The following is a 15201-nucleotide window of genomic DNA, read 5'->3' as shown; positions in this document are numbered from 1 at the left end:
CTCCCGCCGCTGCCCTTCGTGGGCTTCACTGCGCTCGAGGTAATCGGCGCCCCGCTGTTCGTCTACTGGCAGCACCGCGTGGCCACCGCCGGCCGCAGGTAGCGACCCGCTATTCTTCCTCCCCGGTCGACCGCAGCGAGATCGATTCCCACGCGGCGACCACGATCATGATCGCGGTGGTGACGATCGAAAGCACCAGCGGTGACATCTCGCGGGCGAAATAGGCCGTGATCGCAAGTGCCACGATGCCTATGCCGTGCGAGAGCTGCAGGAAGTTGCGGATCACGTATTTGAACAGGATGGTTCCGACCAGGAACAGCGCGGGGCCGCCGACCGAGCTCACGATGGTCTTCAGGTCGGAATGGCCGCTGGGATGCTTCAGGACCAGTTCGTCGGCGACCGCGGTGAGGATGATGCCGCCGACGATCGGCATGTGCAGATAGGTGTAGGCGATCCGCGCCACGCGGCCGGATTCCTCGGACTTGGAGATCATGTCGGCGCCGGCCTCGGCGCCCTTGTTGAAATAGATCCACCACATCGCGATGCTGCCGACCAGCGCCGAGATGAACGCGGCGACATTCTCCGGCGTCCAGGTCAGCTCGGCAAAGGTCGCGCCGTCGACCACGATCGCCTCGCCGAGCGCAATGATGATGAAGCCGGCGCAGCGCTCGGCCATGTGGCCGCCCTCGACCGACCAGGCCTCCATCGAGGAGAAGCCGAGCCCAGGAGTCCAGAACCGCAGAGCCGGCGCGACGTACTCGATGGCCAGCGCCGCGATCCAGAGCCACATCCGCGTCTCGTGCTCGGCGAAGCCGCCGAGAATCCAGAGCACGGCCGAGCAGGACAGCCAGGTCAGGATGCGGATCGCGTTGTGGCGCACCGCGGTCCGGAGCCGCGGCGTCGCCAGCAGCCAGAACGCGGTACGGCCGACCTGCATCGCCGCATAGGTCCCGGCAAACCACAGCCCGCGGCCCTCGAAGGCGGTCGGGATCGAGGTCGACAGCAGCAGCCCGCCCAGCATCAGGACGAACAGCAGCAGGCGGACCGGCGTCAGGTCGGGATTAAGCCAGTTGGTGACCCAGGTGGTGTAGACCCATACCCACCACACTGCGAGGAACAGCACCGTAACCTGAACCGCGCCCAGCGGGGTGAAGTGGTGCAGTAGCGTGTGCGACAGCTGCGTGACGGCGAAGACGAAGACGAGGTCGAAGAACAGCTCGGCATTGGTGACGCGGCTGTGCTGGTTCGGCACGATGACGCGAAACATCGCGCCGCGCGGATTATCTGCCATCGCTTGGGGCCCCCGCCCGGTTGCCGGGGACTAGCCTTCCGGCACGCCGGTCTGCAGGGCCAGCGCGTGCAGCACGCCGCCCATCTGCCCCTTCAGCGACTGGTAGACGATCTGGTGCTGCTGAACGCGGGACTTGCCGCGGAATGACTCGGAAACGACAGTGGCCGCGTAGTGGTCGCCGTCGCCGGCCAGATCACGGATCGTCACCTCGGCATCGGGGATCGCTGCCTTGATCATCGATTCGATATCACGGGCGTCCATCGGCATCCCAGTCCACCTCCGTCAGGTCATTCGAATCAGGGCCGATTCGGCCAGGAAAACTAAGACGAAACCTAAGATAAACCTCAGACAAAACCTACCGCTTGAGGTCTTCTAGGTCATCCTGAGGCACACTATATTCCCATTCCCAGCGAATTAAACCTGCATCAATCGGTCACAAGCCATCACGCCGAAATGACCAGAAGAGGCGCAGAATCATGAAGCTCCCCGGCCCCGACCATCCGATCACGATCACGCCCAATGCCAAGCGTGTCCGCGTCACCGCCGACGGCATCGTCATCGCCGAGACCACCCATGCGCTGACCTTGAAGGAAGCGAGCTATCCGGCCGTGCAATACGTCCCCCGGCGGGACGCCAACATGGAGCTGTTGACCCGCACCGAGCGGACCACGCATTGCCCCTATAAGGGGGACGCGAGCTATTTCAGCATCAAGGCCAATGGCAAGACGCTGGACAATGCGATCTGGACCTATGAGGCGCCCTTTCCGGCCATGACCGAGATCGCCGGCCACCTCGCCTTCTATCCGGACAAGGTGAAGATCGAGGAAGTCGCCTAGACCGTCGCGCCTGCCGCAAGCGCCGGGCCTCGCCCGGCCGGTTCGGCGTGTGTCCACCCAGCCTGAAAAAGCGGAAATGCCCGGGCGAGGCCCGGGCATGACGACGGGAGGGTTCGGCCGGATCGCCGCTAGACCCTGAATATCGTGAGCCCGAGGATCAGCAGTACCAGGAAGATCACGACGAACACGTAGAACAGGAAGCGCGCGATGTCGGCGGAGGCGGCGGAAATGCCGGTGAAGCCGAGCAGGCCCGCGATGATCGAGACGACAAGGAAGACCAACGCCCATTTCAGCAGTGTCATTGCTTGCTCCACAAAACCGCGCGCGCTCAGCGCGTCCACCCGACAACGCCCGCCACCGACCCCGGTTCCAGAACGAAACAGATCGCTGAAATGACCGACCTCGACACCTCGGAATCGGCACGATTGGGCCTTGCTGAATCGGGTTCCCGATTGCAACATCCGGGGGCAGACCCGGCTGGGGGCACCATGAAATCAATTGCTCACGCGGCTCCGGCCGTCGACGTCCAGGCAGCACCGAAGCTCCACAAGCGCAACGTCGCCCTGGACCGTGCACGCACCTTCCTGACGCTGGTCGTGCTGCTGCACCACGCGGTGATCCCCTACACCCATTTCGGCCACACCGACCCGACGTCCTGGATCGGCTTCGACTGCGTGGTGCTCGCCACCGACAGCTTCTTCATGGCGATGTTCTTCTTCCTGTCGGGGCTGTTCGTCTGGCCCGGGCTCGGCCACAAGCCGTGGCTGATCTTCCTGCGCGACCGGCTGCTGCGGCTCGGCCTGCCCTTTGTGATCTGCGCGTTCACAGTGATTCCGATCGCCTATTACGCGATCGCGCTGCGCGAGACGCCGGACCTGACGTTCTCCGAATACTGGTGGAAGACCATGATTTTCGGGCCCTGGCCGAGCGGCCCGATCTGGTTCGTCTGGGTCTTGATGACCTTCGACGTGACGGCGAGCGTGCTGTACCGGGTGTCATCGCGCCTGCTCGAGCCGATCAACCGTCTGTCGATCAAGGGATTTGAACGTCCCTCGAAGTTCTGGCTGTTCATCGTGGTCGTCAGTGCCGCCGCCTATTTGCCGATGCTGGTCCATTACGGACAGAACTACTGGTTCGAGCTCGGACCGTTCTCGGTGCAGGCGAGCCGGGTGCTGCTGTATGCGTCCTACTTCTTCATCGGTGCAGGAATCGGAGCGGCAAACTTCGAGGGCGGCCTGCTCAGCGCGCACGGACGGCTGACCGAGCGGCGCTGGTTCTGGACCGGCATCACGGTGATCCCCTACTGCTTGATGTGGGTGATGATCTACATCAAGCGCGAGATCATCGGTAACCCCGACCCGCTGCCGGGCTGGTATCTCGCGTCCTACGGCACCTTTTACGTGCTGTTCAGCGCCTCGATCCTGTTCGCGATCCTGGCCTACTTCCTGCAATCGAAGGCGCAGGGACCGACACTGCTCGACCGCATGCAGGGCGACGCCTACGGCATGTTCCTGGTGCACTATCCGATCGTACTGTGGCTGCAATACTGGCTGTTCGATATGGAATTGCCGGCGATCGCCAAGGCCGCGATCGCGTTCTTCGCCGCCGTGGCACTGAGCTGGGCCGTCACAGCCGTGCTGCGCAAGCTGCCGGGCGCCAAATACGTGCTGTAACTACGCAGCGATCTCGCCCCGCGCCGCCACGCGTTCGAGACGCGGTGCGGCCGCGGCGCGATGATCGCGGGCGATCAGGATGTAGAAGGTCGGCAGCACGAACAGCGTGAACAGCGTGCCGATCAGCACCCCCATCACCACGACGATGCCGATGGCAAAGCGGCTGGCCGCACCGGCGCCGTCGGCATAGAGCAGCGGCGCAAGGCCCGCGACCATCGCGGCCGTCGTCATCAGCACCGGCCGCATGCGCACCGCGGCGGCCTTCTGGATCGCGGCGACGCGGTCGAGCCCTTCGTTATGCTGGATCTCGTTGGCGAAACTCACCATCAGGATGCCGTGCTTGGAGATCAGCCCGATCAGGGTGACGAGGCCGATCTGGGTATAGATGTTCAGCGTGGTGAAGCCGAAATACAGCGGCAGCAGCGCGCCGCAGACCGCGAGCGGCACCGTGACCATGATGACCAGCGGGTCGCGGAAGCTCTCGAACTGCGCCGCCAGCACCAGGAAGATCACGATCAGCGCCATGCCGAAGGTGACGATCAGGCGGTTGCCTTCCTGGACATATTGCCGGCTGTCCGACAGCCAGTCGACGGTCATGCCCGGCGACAGCTTTTGCGCCTGCATGAACGCCACCGCCTGCCCCATGGTGACGCCGGGCTTGAGCACCGCCGAGATCGTCGCCGCATTCATCTGGTTGAACTGCGGCAGCCGGTTCGGCTCGGGCTTGACGTTGACCTTGATCACCGTCGACAGCGGGAACATCTGCCCCGAGCTCGAACGGACATTGAAGTTTCCGAGATTTTCCGGCGTGACCCGGTCGGCCTGGCGCACCTGCGGGATCACCTCGTAGGAGCGCTCGAAGAAGTTGAAGCGGTTGACATAGTTCTCGCCGACCAGCACCGCGAGCGTGTCTGCGATGGTCTGCATGCTGACGCCGGCCTCGGCTGCCTTGGCATGATCGATGGTGATCCGCGCGGTCGGACTGTCGAACGCCAGATCGCTGTCGACGAAGACGAACAGCCCGCTCTTCCAGGCGGCCTGCTTCAGCGTCTCGACCTCCTGATAGATGGTTGCGAAATCGCCGGCCGAGCGCACGACCATCTGGAACGGCAGACCGCCGGTCGCGGCCGGCAATGCGGCCGGCTGGAACGGCGTCACGCTGGCGCCGAGCACGCCATAGGACATGCCGTAGAGCTGGTTCTGGATGTCGTTGGCGGAGCGCTCGCGCTTGTCCCAATCGGTCAGCGTGATGCCGCCGAAAGCATGGTTTTGGCCGTCGGTGCCGTTGATGACCCAACTGGCGTGATACTCCGGGAACGAGCGAAACAGCTGCTCGACCTGGTCGGTGTAGCGCGTGGTGTAGTCGACGCTGGCATATTGCGGTGCCCTGAGCACGGTGAACACATAGCCCTGATCCTCCGACGGCGCGAGCTCGCGCTGGCTGCCGAGAAACAGCACCACGATCGCCCCCAGCACGCTGACCGCGACCACGAGCACCGCGGCGCGCATCTTGAGCGTCGCGGTCAATAGCCGGCTGTAGCCGCGCGACAGCTTCGAGAACTGATGCTCGACGAAGCGGGCAAACCGTCCGTGCGAGGTCGCCGCGCCCAGCAGCTGCGCGCTCATCATCGGCGACAAGGTCAGCGCGATGACGCCCGAGACCACCACCGAGCCTGCCAGCGTGAGGGCGAATTCGCGGAACAGGCTGCCGGTCAGGCCGCCCATCAGGCCGATCGGCGCATAGACCGCGGTCAGCGTGATCGTCATCGCGATCACGGGGCCGATGATCTCGCGCGCGCCGATCAGTGCCGCGTCGCCCGGGCTCAGGCCCTCCTCGATGTGGCGATGGATATTTTCCACGACGACGATGGCGTCGTCGACTACGAGCCCGATTGCCAGCACCATCGCGAGCAGGGTCAGCAAATTGATGGAGAAGCCGAGCGCCAGCATCATCGCGGCGGTACCGACCAGCGACAGCGGCACCGTGACGACCGGGATCAGCACCGAGCGGAACGATCCGAGGAACAGCAGGATCACCGCCACGACGATCGCGATTGCCTCGGCCAGCGCATGCTGCACCTCCGATATCGACGCCTTGACGAAGTGCACGATGTTGAAGACGTCGGCGACGTTCAATCCGGGCGGCGCCACGCGGTTGAGGTCCTCGATCACCTTGGCGGTGGCGGCGACGATCTCCAGCGGATTGCCGTCGGGGGTCGGCTGCACCGCGATATAGACGGTGGGCTTGCCGCTGTCGCGCGCGTTGGAATCATAATTCTCACCGCCGATCTCGAGCGTCGCGACGTCGCCGAGCCGCACCAGGCCGCCGCCGCCGGCACCGGTCTTGATCACCATCTTGCGGAAATCGTCGAGATTGCGCAGGTCGGTCGCCGCGGTGATGTTGGTCACCGTCATCTCGCCGCGCAGTCGTCCGGGCGCCGCCTGCACGTTGTTGGCGCGCAGCGCAGCGGCGATATCGGCCGCGGTCAGGCCGCGCGCTGCCAGCTTGAACGGATCGATCCACACCCGCATCGCCAGCGACGATCCGCCCGATGTGTCGGCCGAGGCCACGCCGGGCACCGAGGTCAACAGCGGCTGCGCCACGCGGGTGGCGAAGTCGGTGATCTGCGCGGGCGTGAGCGTGTCGCTTGTGAAAGCGATGTACTGCACCGCCGACGCGCCGTCGGTGATCTTGGTGATGACAGGGTCGAACACGCCGGCCGGCATGCGGTATTTGACCTGCTGCACCTTGGCGAGCACTTCGGTCATGGCGCGGTCGGCATTGGCGTTGAGCACCAGCTTGGCCTTGATCTGGCTGAGACCCAGCGTCGAGTTCGAGGTCATGTACTCGATGCCGTTGGCGGTCGCGATCGATTGCGCGATCACCGACGTCACGAAGCCCTGCATGACGTCCTGGGTCGCGCCGGGGAACGACACGTCGACCTGGATGGTGGCGCTTTCCATGCTGGGATATTGCCGCACCGGCAGCGAGACCATCGCGGCGGTGCCGATCAAGAGGATCAGCAGGTTGACGACCGTCGCAAGAATAGGCCGGCGGATGAAGATGTCGGTGAAATGCATGATGGCTGCCCCTGGTCGCTTGCCGCTCGCGGGCTAGCGCCCTTTCTCCGGCGTCTCCGCCATGGTCATCTGGACGGCAGCACCCGGCATGACGCGAAGCTGGCCCGCGGTCACGATGTGATCGCCCGGCGAAAGCCCGTGCTCCACCACGACGCGCTCGCCGATGCGCTGCCCGGTCCTGACGGCGACGCCAATCGCTTTGTTGTCGTGCACCACGAGCACGCTCTCACCCGACGCGCTGGTCTGGATCGCGGTGACGGGCACCACGATGGCGTCGAACTGCGGCGGCAGCACGACGTTCACCGTCACGAAGAGACCAGGCCGCAGCAGCCGGTCGGGATTATCGAACAGGGCTTGCACGAGGACATTGCGAGTATCCTGGGCGACCTGCGGTTCGATGGCGTCGATCTTGGCCTCGAACACCCGATCGGGGAAAGCATCGGTACGGATCGTCACCGTGCCTCCCACCTTCAGATTTGACAGGCGCTGCTGCGGAACGGTGAAATTGGCATAGAGCTGGTCGAGCGCGGTCAGCGTGGCGAGCGCATCGCCGGCATTGACGTATTGACCGAGATTGACCTTGCGCAGGCCGATCTGGCCCGCGAACGGCGCGCGGATCGTCGTCTGCGCGATCTGCGCATCGAGCTGCTCGACCGAGGCGTCGGCCTGCTTCAGGTCTTCCTGCCGCTGCTGCAGCGTCTCCTGGGTGACGAAGCCGGAGGGCGCCAGGCCCTGCGAACGCTTCTCCTGCAATTGCGCAAAGCGTCCCTTGGAAACCGCAACCACGCGCGAGGCGCGCAGCGGCGCGTCATAGAGCTGCACCAGCGTTGCGCCCTCGGCGACATCGGTGCCGGCATCGAAATTGATCGCGGTGACGCGGCCGGCAACTTCGGGCGCCAGAATCACCTGCCGCACTGCCTGCAACGAGCCGATCGCCTCGATCGAGCTCGGCAAGGTTTCGGTCCGCACCACCATGGCCGCCACCGGCGTCGGCGGGGCCTCAGTCGAGGCCTTGGCTGACGCACTGGATCCGCCGGCACGCCAGACGAACAAGGCGGCCCCGGCACAAGCCAGCAAGACAAGAGTGATGCCGAGCGGCTTGGCACGAAGCCCGAGCCAGCGGCGCGACGAGGATGATGCGGACGGCATTTCGCTTCCAAGAACGAACCCCGGCATCGCGGCCGGAAGCTTGCCCCTGCAAGCCCGCGACTGGTATAGAACCTCAAGTATGGTTGAGGTCAAGGCTGACAGCTTGCAGGACTTCTAATCCGGGATTTCCGATCAATGGCGCTTCCACAGGAGCTTTCAGTCGGCGAAGTGGCGCGGCGCAGCGGCCTCGCCGTCTCCACCCTTCACTTCTACGAGAGCAAGGGGTTGATCGCGAGCCGGCGCACCAGCGGCAACCAGCGCCGCTACATGCGCGGCGTGCTGCGGCGCATCGCGGTGATCAGGATCGCGCAGCGCGCCGGGATTCCGCTGGAAGAGATCAGGCAGACCTTCGCCGCGATACCGCTCGATCGCGCCCCGACCATGCGCGAATGGGAGCGTGCGATGCGGGCCTGGACCGAGGCGCTGCAGCAGCGCATCAGCGATCTCACCGACCTCCGCGACAAGCTGTTCAACTGCATCGGCTGCGGCTGCCTGTCGGTGACCGATTGCCCGCTGCGCAACGGCGACGACAGGCTCGGCGCCGAGGGTCCGGGCCCCCGCATCCTGATCACCGCGGCCGAACGCCGGCAGCGCCGTGGGCGGCAAGGCTGACGGCAACGCTGACGGCAAGATCGCGGCCGACAAGTTGCGCACAACCTGCCATTGGTCACGTGCCGCGACGTGATTCTCGGTTATGCTGGCCGGACTGCTGACCTCAAGGAGTCCTGGGATGAACGACCCTCAAGTTGGATGGATCGCCGCTATCATCGTCGGCGGATTGGCCGGCTGGCTCGCCGAGATGTTCATGAAGACCGGAACCGGCATCTTCATGAATATCATCCTCGGCATCGTCGGCGCCGCGCTGGCGAACTGGCTATTGGCTCTGCTCGGCGTGTCGCTCGGCGGCGGATGGATCGGCTTTCTCGTCGCCGGCTTCATCGGCGCCTGCATCATCATCTTTGCGTGGCGCGCGATCCGCGGCGCGACGTAGGCTTTGATCCGCAGGGACAGTGGTCGAACAGACGAAAATAGCGCGATGACGGGTTCATCGCGCTATTGAAATGGTTTGCTTTGCGCCGCAGCGCTTGGTCTTGCCGGATCAGGCGGCGGTGTTGTGCATGTAGTTCGGCAGCCAGTGCTCGAAGGCGCGGGACAGGCTTTCGATCGTCACGGGCGGCTCGTCGGCGACCGCAATCGCCTCGCCGCCGGTGGTGCCGATGCGCGCACAGGGCACGCCGGCGCCTTTCATCTTGGCCAGCACGAGGCCAGCGTCGGCCGCGGGCACGGTGACGATGTAGCGGGCCTGATCCTCGCCGAACCAATAGGCATGCGGCACGATCGAGGACGGCGCCGCCAGCAGCTGCGCGCCGATGCCGCTGGCGATCGCCATCTCGGCGAGCGCGATCAGGAGCCCGCCGTCGGAGACGTCATGCGCCGCACTCGCGGTGCCGGCGTGGATCATGCCGCGCACCACGTCACCGTTGCGCTTCTCGGTGGCGAGATCGACCGGCGGCGGAGCGCCCTCCTCGCGGCCGCAGACATCGCGCAGGTAGACCGACTGGCCGAGCCAGCCTTGCGTGTCGCCGACCAAGAGGATCGCTTCGCCCGCCGCCTTGAAGGCCAGGGTCGCCGACTTGGTGAAGTCGTCGAGCAGGCCGACGCCGCCGATCGAGGGCGTCGGCAGGATGCCGCGGCCGTTGGTCTCGTTGTAGAGCGAGACGTTGCCGGACACGACCGGGAAGTCCAGCGCGCGGCAGGCTTCCGAAATGCCCTTCAGGCAGCCGACGAACTGGCCCATGATCTCGGGCCGCTCCGGATTGCCGAAGTTGAGATTGTCGGTGATGGCGAGCGGCCGGCCGCCGACCGCGGTGATGTTGCGCCAGGCTTCCGCGACCGCCTGCTTGCCGCCCTCGAACGGATCGGCCTCGCAATAGCGCGGCGTCACGTCGACGGTGAGCGCAAGTCCCTTCGGCCCGTCCTCGACGCGGACCACCGCGGCATCGCCGCCGGGGCGCTGCACGGTATTGCCCAGGATGACGTGGTCGTACTGTTCCCACACCCAGCGCTTCGAGCACAATTCGGGCGTGCCGATCAGCTTGGTCAGCGCCTCTGCGATGCCGAGCGGCGGCTTGACGTCCTGCCCGCGGATCACCGGCAGCGCAGTCGATGCGACGTGCGGGCGATCATAGACCGGCGCCTCGTCGCCGAGCTCCTTGATCGGCAGATCGGCCATCACGTCGCCGCCATGCTTGACGACGAAGCGCTTGCTCGGCGTGGTGTAGCCGACGATGGCGAAATCGAGCCCCCACTTGCGGAAGATCGCTTCGGCCTCTTTCTCCTTCTCGGGCTTGAGCACCATGAGCATGCGCTCTTGGCTCTCCGAGAGCATCATCTCGTAGGCGCTCATGCCGGTCTCGCGGGTCGGCACCGCGTCGAGATCGAGGTCGACGCCGAGATCGCCCTTGGCGCCCATCTCGACCGCCGAGCAGGTCAGGCCGGCCGCGCCCATGTCCTGGATCGCGATCACGCAATCGGCTGCCATGATCTCGAGGCAGGCTTCGAGCAAGAGTTTCTCGGCAAAGGGATCGCCGACCTGCACGGTCGGGCGCTTCTCCTCGGAGGCGTCGTCGAATTCGGCCGAAGCCATCGAGGCGCCGTGGATGCCGTCGCGGCCGGTCTTGGAGCCGAGATAGACGATCGGCATGTTCACACCGGAGGCCGCCGCGTAGAAGATCTTGTCGGCGTCGGCGAGGCCGACCGCCATCGCGTTGACCAGGATGTTGCCGTCATAGCGGGTGTGGAAGCGCACCTGGCCGCCGACCGTCGGCACGCCGAACGAATTGCCGTAGCCGCCGACGCCCGCGACCACGCCGGACACCAGATGCCGGGTCTTGGGATGCTCGGGCGCGCCGAAGCTCAGTGCGTTCAGGCAGGCGATCGGGCGGGCACCCATGGTGAAGACGTCGCGCAGGATGCCGCCGACGCCGGTGGTCGCGCCCTGGTAGGGCTCGATGTAGCTCGGGTGGTTGTGGCTCTCCATCTTGAAGACCACGGCCTGGCCGTCGCCGATATCGATCACGCCAGCATTCTCGCCGGGGCCCTGGATCACCCAGGGGGCCTTGGTGGGCAGCCCGCGCAGATGGATGCGCGACGACTTGTACGAGCAATGCTCGTTCCACATCGCCGAGAAGATGCCGAGCTCGGTGAAGGTCGGAACCCGCCCGATCAGCTTCAGGATGCGCTCATACTCGTCCGGCTTCAGCCCGTGGGCAGCGACGAGTTCGGGGGTGATTTGAGGCTCGTTCTTGGGCGCGGTCATGGGACCCTTATTAGGTAGATCGAACGGGGGCGAAAAGGCCTTTTACGGCCCATTTCCGGCCTGTCCAGAGCTTTGCGGCGGTTTGGCGCGGCCCGGGATTTGCAGCCCGGAATTGCACCTGGGATTTGCACAATGGGGATGGATCGGATTTAAGGTCCCGAACCCGATAATTGAAGGCCAGATTTCGTGAACGAACTCGCCAAGACCGCACGCACTACGGCATTCAACCGCCGCCCCGACCTGCACGTCGAGACCGGAGGCGAATTCGCCGGCTGGCGAACCTGGACCCGGGACAGTTTCGAGACCCATACCGGCCCTTTCTACCACCGCATGGACGAGAACGGTCGCATCGCCTGCGCGTTCCGGGTCGGCCCGAAGCACCTCAACGGCTCCGGCAACGTCCATGGCGGCTGCCTCATGACCTTCGCGGATTACTGCCTGTTCGCCCTCGCCTCCCCGGTGCTCCAGGGCCCCGGGGTCACGGTCTCGTTCGCCTCGGAATTCCTCGATGCGGCCCGCGAGGGTGCCTTGATCGAATGCACCGGCGAGGTCACCCGCGCCGGTGGATCGCTGATCTTCGTGCGCGGCATGCTGACATCGGCCGAGCGGCCGCTGTTCAGCTTCTCCGGCACCATCAAGCGGACGAAGCGCAAGGCGCCGGCGGAAGCAACAACGTAGAGCGCGCCGGAGGCCGCTCCGATTGAATCGGAACGGGCTCCAGACTTTTCTTTGACGCGTTTTCTTCACGTGAACCGCTACGCACGTTGATCGAAAACGCTTCGCGTCCGTGGACACCCGCCGTCATCCAGCCGTTACATCGCCGCGGGTTGAATCGACAGCACCGCGCCGGCGCGTTGTGTTCACGCGCGTTCTTTGCGTGAAGCATTCAAACGCCCGTTGTGACACGACGACATGCTGTCGTTGCGTCGTCGCGCGCGCGTCACATGCACGTCAGCCAAGCCCCAGAAGATTGCTGAACGGTTTCTGTTTGTGCATTCGCACAGCGAAGTTGGGGCATTCTCATGAAATTGAAGACGTTTGTTTCCGTCACGTCGGTGATGTCGCTTGTCGCATCGGTGGCGTGCGTTGCAACTCTGGCGCGCGCCGGTCAGGACGGCGACAATGGCGATCGCGGCGTCGGCGAGTCCCGCGGTCACGATCAGGATCAGGACCATGACGGCGACCATCATGGCCGCAAGCCGCGCGTGGTGATGATCTCGCTCGATGGTGCCAAGCCCGATCTCATCCAGAAATTCATCGAGGAAGGCGTGCTGCCGCGCGACGGCGGCCTCGCCCGGCTCAGCCGGCGCGGCGCAGTGGCGCTGCAGAACGTGACGGCGTCGCCGTCGCTCACCGCGGTCTCGCACATTGCGATCGCGACCGGTTCGACGGCGGTCCATAACGACATCCCTTCCAACACGTTCGAGCCGATCGTCGGCCCGATCTCCAGCAGCATCAGCGGCTTCGCCGCGCCGATCGGCGGCTACAACGAAAGCCCGCTCGGGCCGTCGGCGCACCCGACGGCGCAGCCGCTCTGGGTGCAGCTGCGCCAGCAGGGCAAGAAGGTCATCACCGCAACGTGGCCCGGCGGCGACGGCGCCGACATCTTGATCAACAAGACCGTGGTGCAGCCGGCCCAGCCGACCCGCGTGACCGACTTCACAGTGCCGTTCGGCGCATTCGGCGGCATCGGGGCCCAGGGCTTCTCACTGTCGCGCAGCGACTTCACGACCGATCCGGGCATCGTCGCGGCGCTGCAGGCTGCCGGCCGTTTCTCGTTCAGCCCGGTGCTGGTGACCTCGGCGCCGATCGAGACGTTCTCATGTTCCGCGGCGGCGACCGCGACCTGCACCAACGCCTCGACGCTCGACGTCAAATATTCGATCCGCGTCGCCGCCATCGACACCACCAATGACCGCAAGGTGAACTACGACACGCTGGTGTTCTTCGACGCCAACCGCGGCATCACCGCAGGACCGTTCCACGCGCCGTCGACCGGCCCGGCCTACGTCAAGTTCGGCGGCGAGAACGCGCCGTTCTTCTTCGAGGGCAGCGGGGCGAAGGTCGGCGCCGCCTACTTTGTCTCGGCGCTGTCGCCGGACCTCTCGGTGGTGCGCTTCGCCCGTTACGGTGCCAACTTCATCCCGCGCAACACGCCGGTGCTGGCCGATGTCGACGACATCAACAACAATATCGGGTTCTGGCGTCCGCAGGCCGACTTCCGCATTCCGGAGCGTCTGAGCCCAGGCTTCACCAGCTTCCCCGACGTCGAGATCGAGACGATGTTCGAGGACATGGTGAAGACCTTCGTGCGCTACCAGGCCAATATCGGCGAACGGGCGATCAAGACCCATCCGGACGCCGATCTCGTCATGGTCTATATCGAGCAGCCCGACGGCTCCGAGCACCAGTTCCTGCTGACCGATCCGCGCCAGGGCACCAGCCCGACCGACCCGAATTCGATCGGCGCCAACCAGGATCCCGCCAAGGTCAAGCGATACGCGTCCTACATCCGCTTCGCCTACCAGACCGCCGACAGAGCGGTGAAGCAGATTGCCGATGCTGCAGGCCGTGACAGCAACGTCGTCGTGGTGTCGGACCACGGCTTCGCGCCGTTCCACACCTCGGTCAATCTCACCAACATCCTCCGCAACGCCGGCATCGACACCAGCAAGGTCGGGATCCGCACCTCCGGCCCGGCCGCCGACATCTACGCCAACCTGCAGAACCGCGAACTCGGCGGCACCGTCGATCTGGCGACCTACCGTACTCTGGTGGCGCAGATCACCGATGCGGTGAAGAACGCCGTCGATCCCAATGCGCGCTTCAACTACTCGCTCAGGGATCAGCGCATCTTCACCGTCGTCGAGGCCCGGCCGCTGCAATGCGACGCCGGAACCGGACAGTGCACCAGCAAGACCGTCGGCCAGGACTATGGCGATGTGTTCGCGCTGATGGCGCCCGGCTACAATTTCGACGGCGTGCAGAACCCCGGCGTCGCGCGCCAGGGCGACGCGCCGTTCAATTCGGCGACTACCGCGCTATCGATGCCGAATTTCTACGGCGCCCACGGTCACGATCCCGAGCTTCCGGTGATGAGCGCGACGTTCATCGCCGCGGGGCCGCAGATCCGCAAGGACACCGTGGTGCGGCACATGCGCAATATCGACGTGGCGCCGACTATCATGCGGATCCTCGGCACCACACCGCACCAGGTCGATGGCGAGGTGCTGAGCGAGGTCCTGCGCTAGGATCTCACGCAAATGTCAAGCGATGGACGCCAGGCCGGCGTCCATCGTTGTTTCCTCCATATCCGGCCTACGGCGACCCCGTCGCCGTCCCCAGCAACTGCCGGAGCGGATTGAGCGGGCCAACGGGGATCAATTCGAAGCTCATCAGATGCGCCTGCCCCAGCGGCAATTTCTCCAGCATCTCGTGGGCCGCAGCGGTGTCGGTCATGTTCAGGATGAACACCACGCCGGGACGTCCTTGCAGCGAGAACCACTGGTCGATCTTGCCAGCGAGGTAGAGCTTGACGGTCTCGCGGACCTCGGTCGGCAGGATCGCTCGCGCGGCGGCCGGATCGACACCCGGGTTCAGGGGCCCGATCGCAAGAATTCGTGTCGTCGGTACCGGAGGAACTCCGGATTGAGCGCGAGCGACGTCCGCCGCCATCAAGCAGATGACCACTGCGGCGAAGCCGCAAACGAGAGTGTTCTTCATGCTGTGCTCCTTGTCAGTCGTTCGCAGAATGCGGTGTCGTCCGGACTGCTCCCTGCGCTTCGCAAGGAACGGCTGCGCACCGGCCAAACGCCCTAGCCTTGCGGCGCGGCGCCGCGCTACATTATACAC

The 15201-nt window shown here is 65.2% G+C and carries 13 protein-coding genes; 6 read left to right on the top strand and 7 right to left on the bottom strand.

Features of this window, described 5'->3' with window-relative positions:
* Nucleotides 1-109: 109 nt before the first annotated feature.
* Nucleotides 110-1291: a low temperature requirement protein A gene (locus HAP47_RS15660; protein ID WP_173637468.1), complete on the bottom strand. Its 1182-nt coding sequence runs from the start codon at nt 1289-1291 to the stop codon at nt 110-112.
* Between the two features lie 30 nt (nt 1292-1321).
* A complete protein-coding gene (locus tag HAP47_RS15655; protein WP_021077843.1) occupies nt 1322-1558 on the bottom strand; it encodes a BolA family protein in 237 nt (78 codons plus the stop codon).
* 209 nt (nt 1559-1767) lie between these two features.
* Here HAP47_RS15655 and HAP47_RS15650 point away from each other — a divergent pair, with 209 nt between their 5' ends.
* Nucleotides 1768-2127, top strand: a complete 360-nt coding sequence (locus HAP47_RS15650) for a DUF427 domain-containing protein (RefSeq protein ID WP_173637469.1) — start codon at nt 1768-1770, stop codon at nt 2125-2127.
* Nucleotides 2128-2255: 128 nt separating this feature from the next.
* Here HAP47_RS15650 and HAP47_RS15645 read toward each other — a convergent pair whose 3' ends face one another.
* Nucleotides 2256-2429, bottom strand: a complete 174-nt coding sequence (locus HAP47_RS15645) for a DUF1328 domain-containing protein (protein WP_021077845.1) — start codon at nt 2427-2429, stop codon at nt 2256-2258.
* Between the two features lie 186 nt (nt 2430-2615).
* Here HAP47_RS15645 and HAP47_RS15640 point away from each other — a divergent pair, with 186 nt between their 5' ends.
* Entirely contained in the window at nt 2616-3800 is a 1185-nt protein-coding gene (locus HAP47_RS15640) for an acyltransferase family protein (protein WP_173637470.1), read from the top strand.
* Here HAP47_RS15640 and HAP47_RS15635 read toward each other — a convergent pair whose 3' ends face one another.
* Both HAP47_RS15635 and HAP47_RS15630 read right to left on the bottom strand, forming a co-directional pair.
* Nucleotides 3801-6881: an efflux RND transporter permease subunit gene (locus tag HAP47_RS15635; RefSeq protein ID WP_173637471.1), complete on the bottom strand. Its 3081-nt coding sequence runs from the start codon at nt 6879-6881 to the stop codon at nt 3801-3803.
* Between the two features lie 33 nt (nt 6882-6914).
* Nucleotides 6915-8030, bottom strand: coding sequence for an efflux RND transporter periplasmic adaptor subunit (locus HAP47_RS15630; protein WP_173637472.1), 1116 nt, complete (start codon nt 8028-8030; stop codon nt 6915-6917).
* A 135-nt stretch (nt 8031-8165) separates the two neighbouring features.
* Between HAP47_RS15630 and soxR the strand changes: the two genes are divergently transcribed.
* Together soxR and HAP47_RS15620 are read left to right on the top strand one after the other, a co-directional pair.
* The gene (soxR, locus tag HAP47_RS15625; protein ID WP_173637473.1) at nt 8166-8642 is read left to right on the top strand and encodes a redox-sensitive transcriptional activator SoxR; all 477 of its coding nucleotides are present in this window, start codon (nt 8166-8168) and stop codon (nt 8640-8642) included.
* A 118-nt stretch (nt 8643-8760) separates the two neighbouring features.
* Entirely contained in the window at nt 8761-9021 is a 261-nt protein-coding gene (locus HAP47_RS15620; RefSeq protein ID WP_173637474.1) for a GlsB/YeaQ/YmgE family stress response membrane protein, read from the top strand.
* A 108-nt stretch (nt 9022-9129) separates the two neighbouring features.
* Here the strand turns inward: HAP47_RS15620 and purL are convergent, their stop codons facing one another.
* On the bottom strand, nt 9130-11349 hold the full coding sequence (gene purL / locus HAP47_RS15615) for a phosphoribosylformylglycinamidine synthase subunit PurL (protein WP_173637475.1): 2220 nt from the start codon (nt 11347-11349) through the stop codon (nt 9130-9132).
* Nucleotides 11350-11535: 186 nt separating this feature from the next.
* Here purL and HAP47_RS15610 point away from each other — a divergent pair, with 186 nt between their 5' ends.
* Both HAP47_RS15610 and HAP47_RS15605 read left to right on the top strand, forming a co-directional pair.
* Nucleotides 11536-12027: a PaaI family thioesterase gene (locus HAP47_RS15610; RefSeq protein WP_173637476.1), complete on the top strand. Its 492-nt coding sequence runs from the start codon at nt 11536-11538 to the stop codon at nt 12025-12027.
* A gap of 344 nt (nt 12028-12371) precedes the next feature.
* Nucleotides 12372-14600: an alkaline phosphatase family protein gene (locus HAP47_RS15605; RefSeq protein WP_173637477.1), complete on the top strand. Its 2229-nt coding sequence runs from the start codon at nt 12372-12374 to the stop codon at nt 14598-14600.
* Nucleotides 14601-14667: 67 nt separating this feature from the next.
* On the opposite strand, the gene HAP47_RS15600 is transcribed toward HAP47_RS15605, so the two are convergent.
* Nucleotides 14668-15072, bottom strand: a complete 405-nt coding sequence (locus tag HAP47_RS15600; protein WP_210285213.1) for a hypothetical protein — start codon at nt 15070-15072, stop codon at nt 14668-14670.
* Nucleotides 15073-15201: the final 129 nt, after the last annotated feature.

Source organism: Bradyrhizobium sp. 41S5 (genome assembly GCF_011516665.3).
GTDB lineage: Bacteria > Pseudomonadota > Alphaproteobacteria > Rhizobiales > Xanthobacteraceae > Bradyrhizobium > Bradyrhizobium quebecense.
The sequence above is the reverse complement of the archived record's forward strand: the minus strand, read 5'-3'. Positions and strand labels throughout refer to the sequence as shown.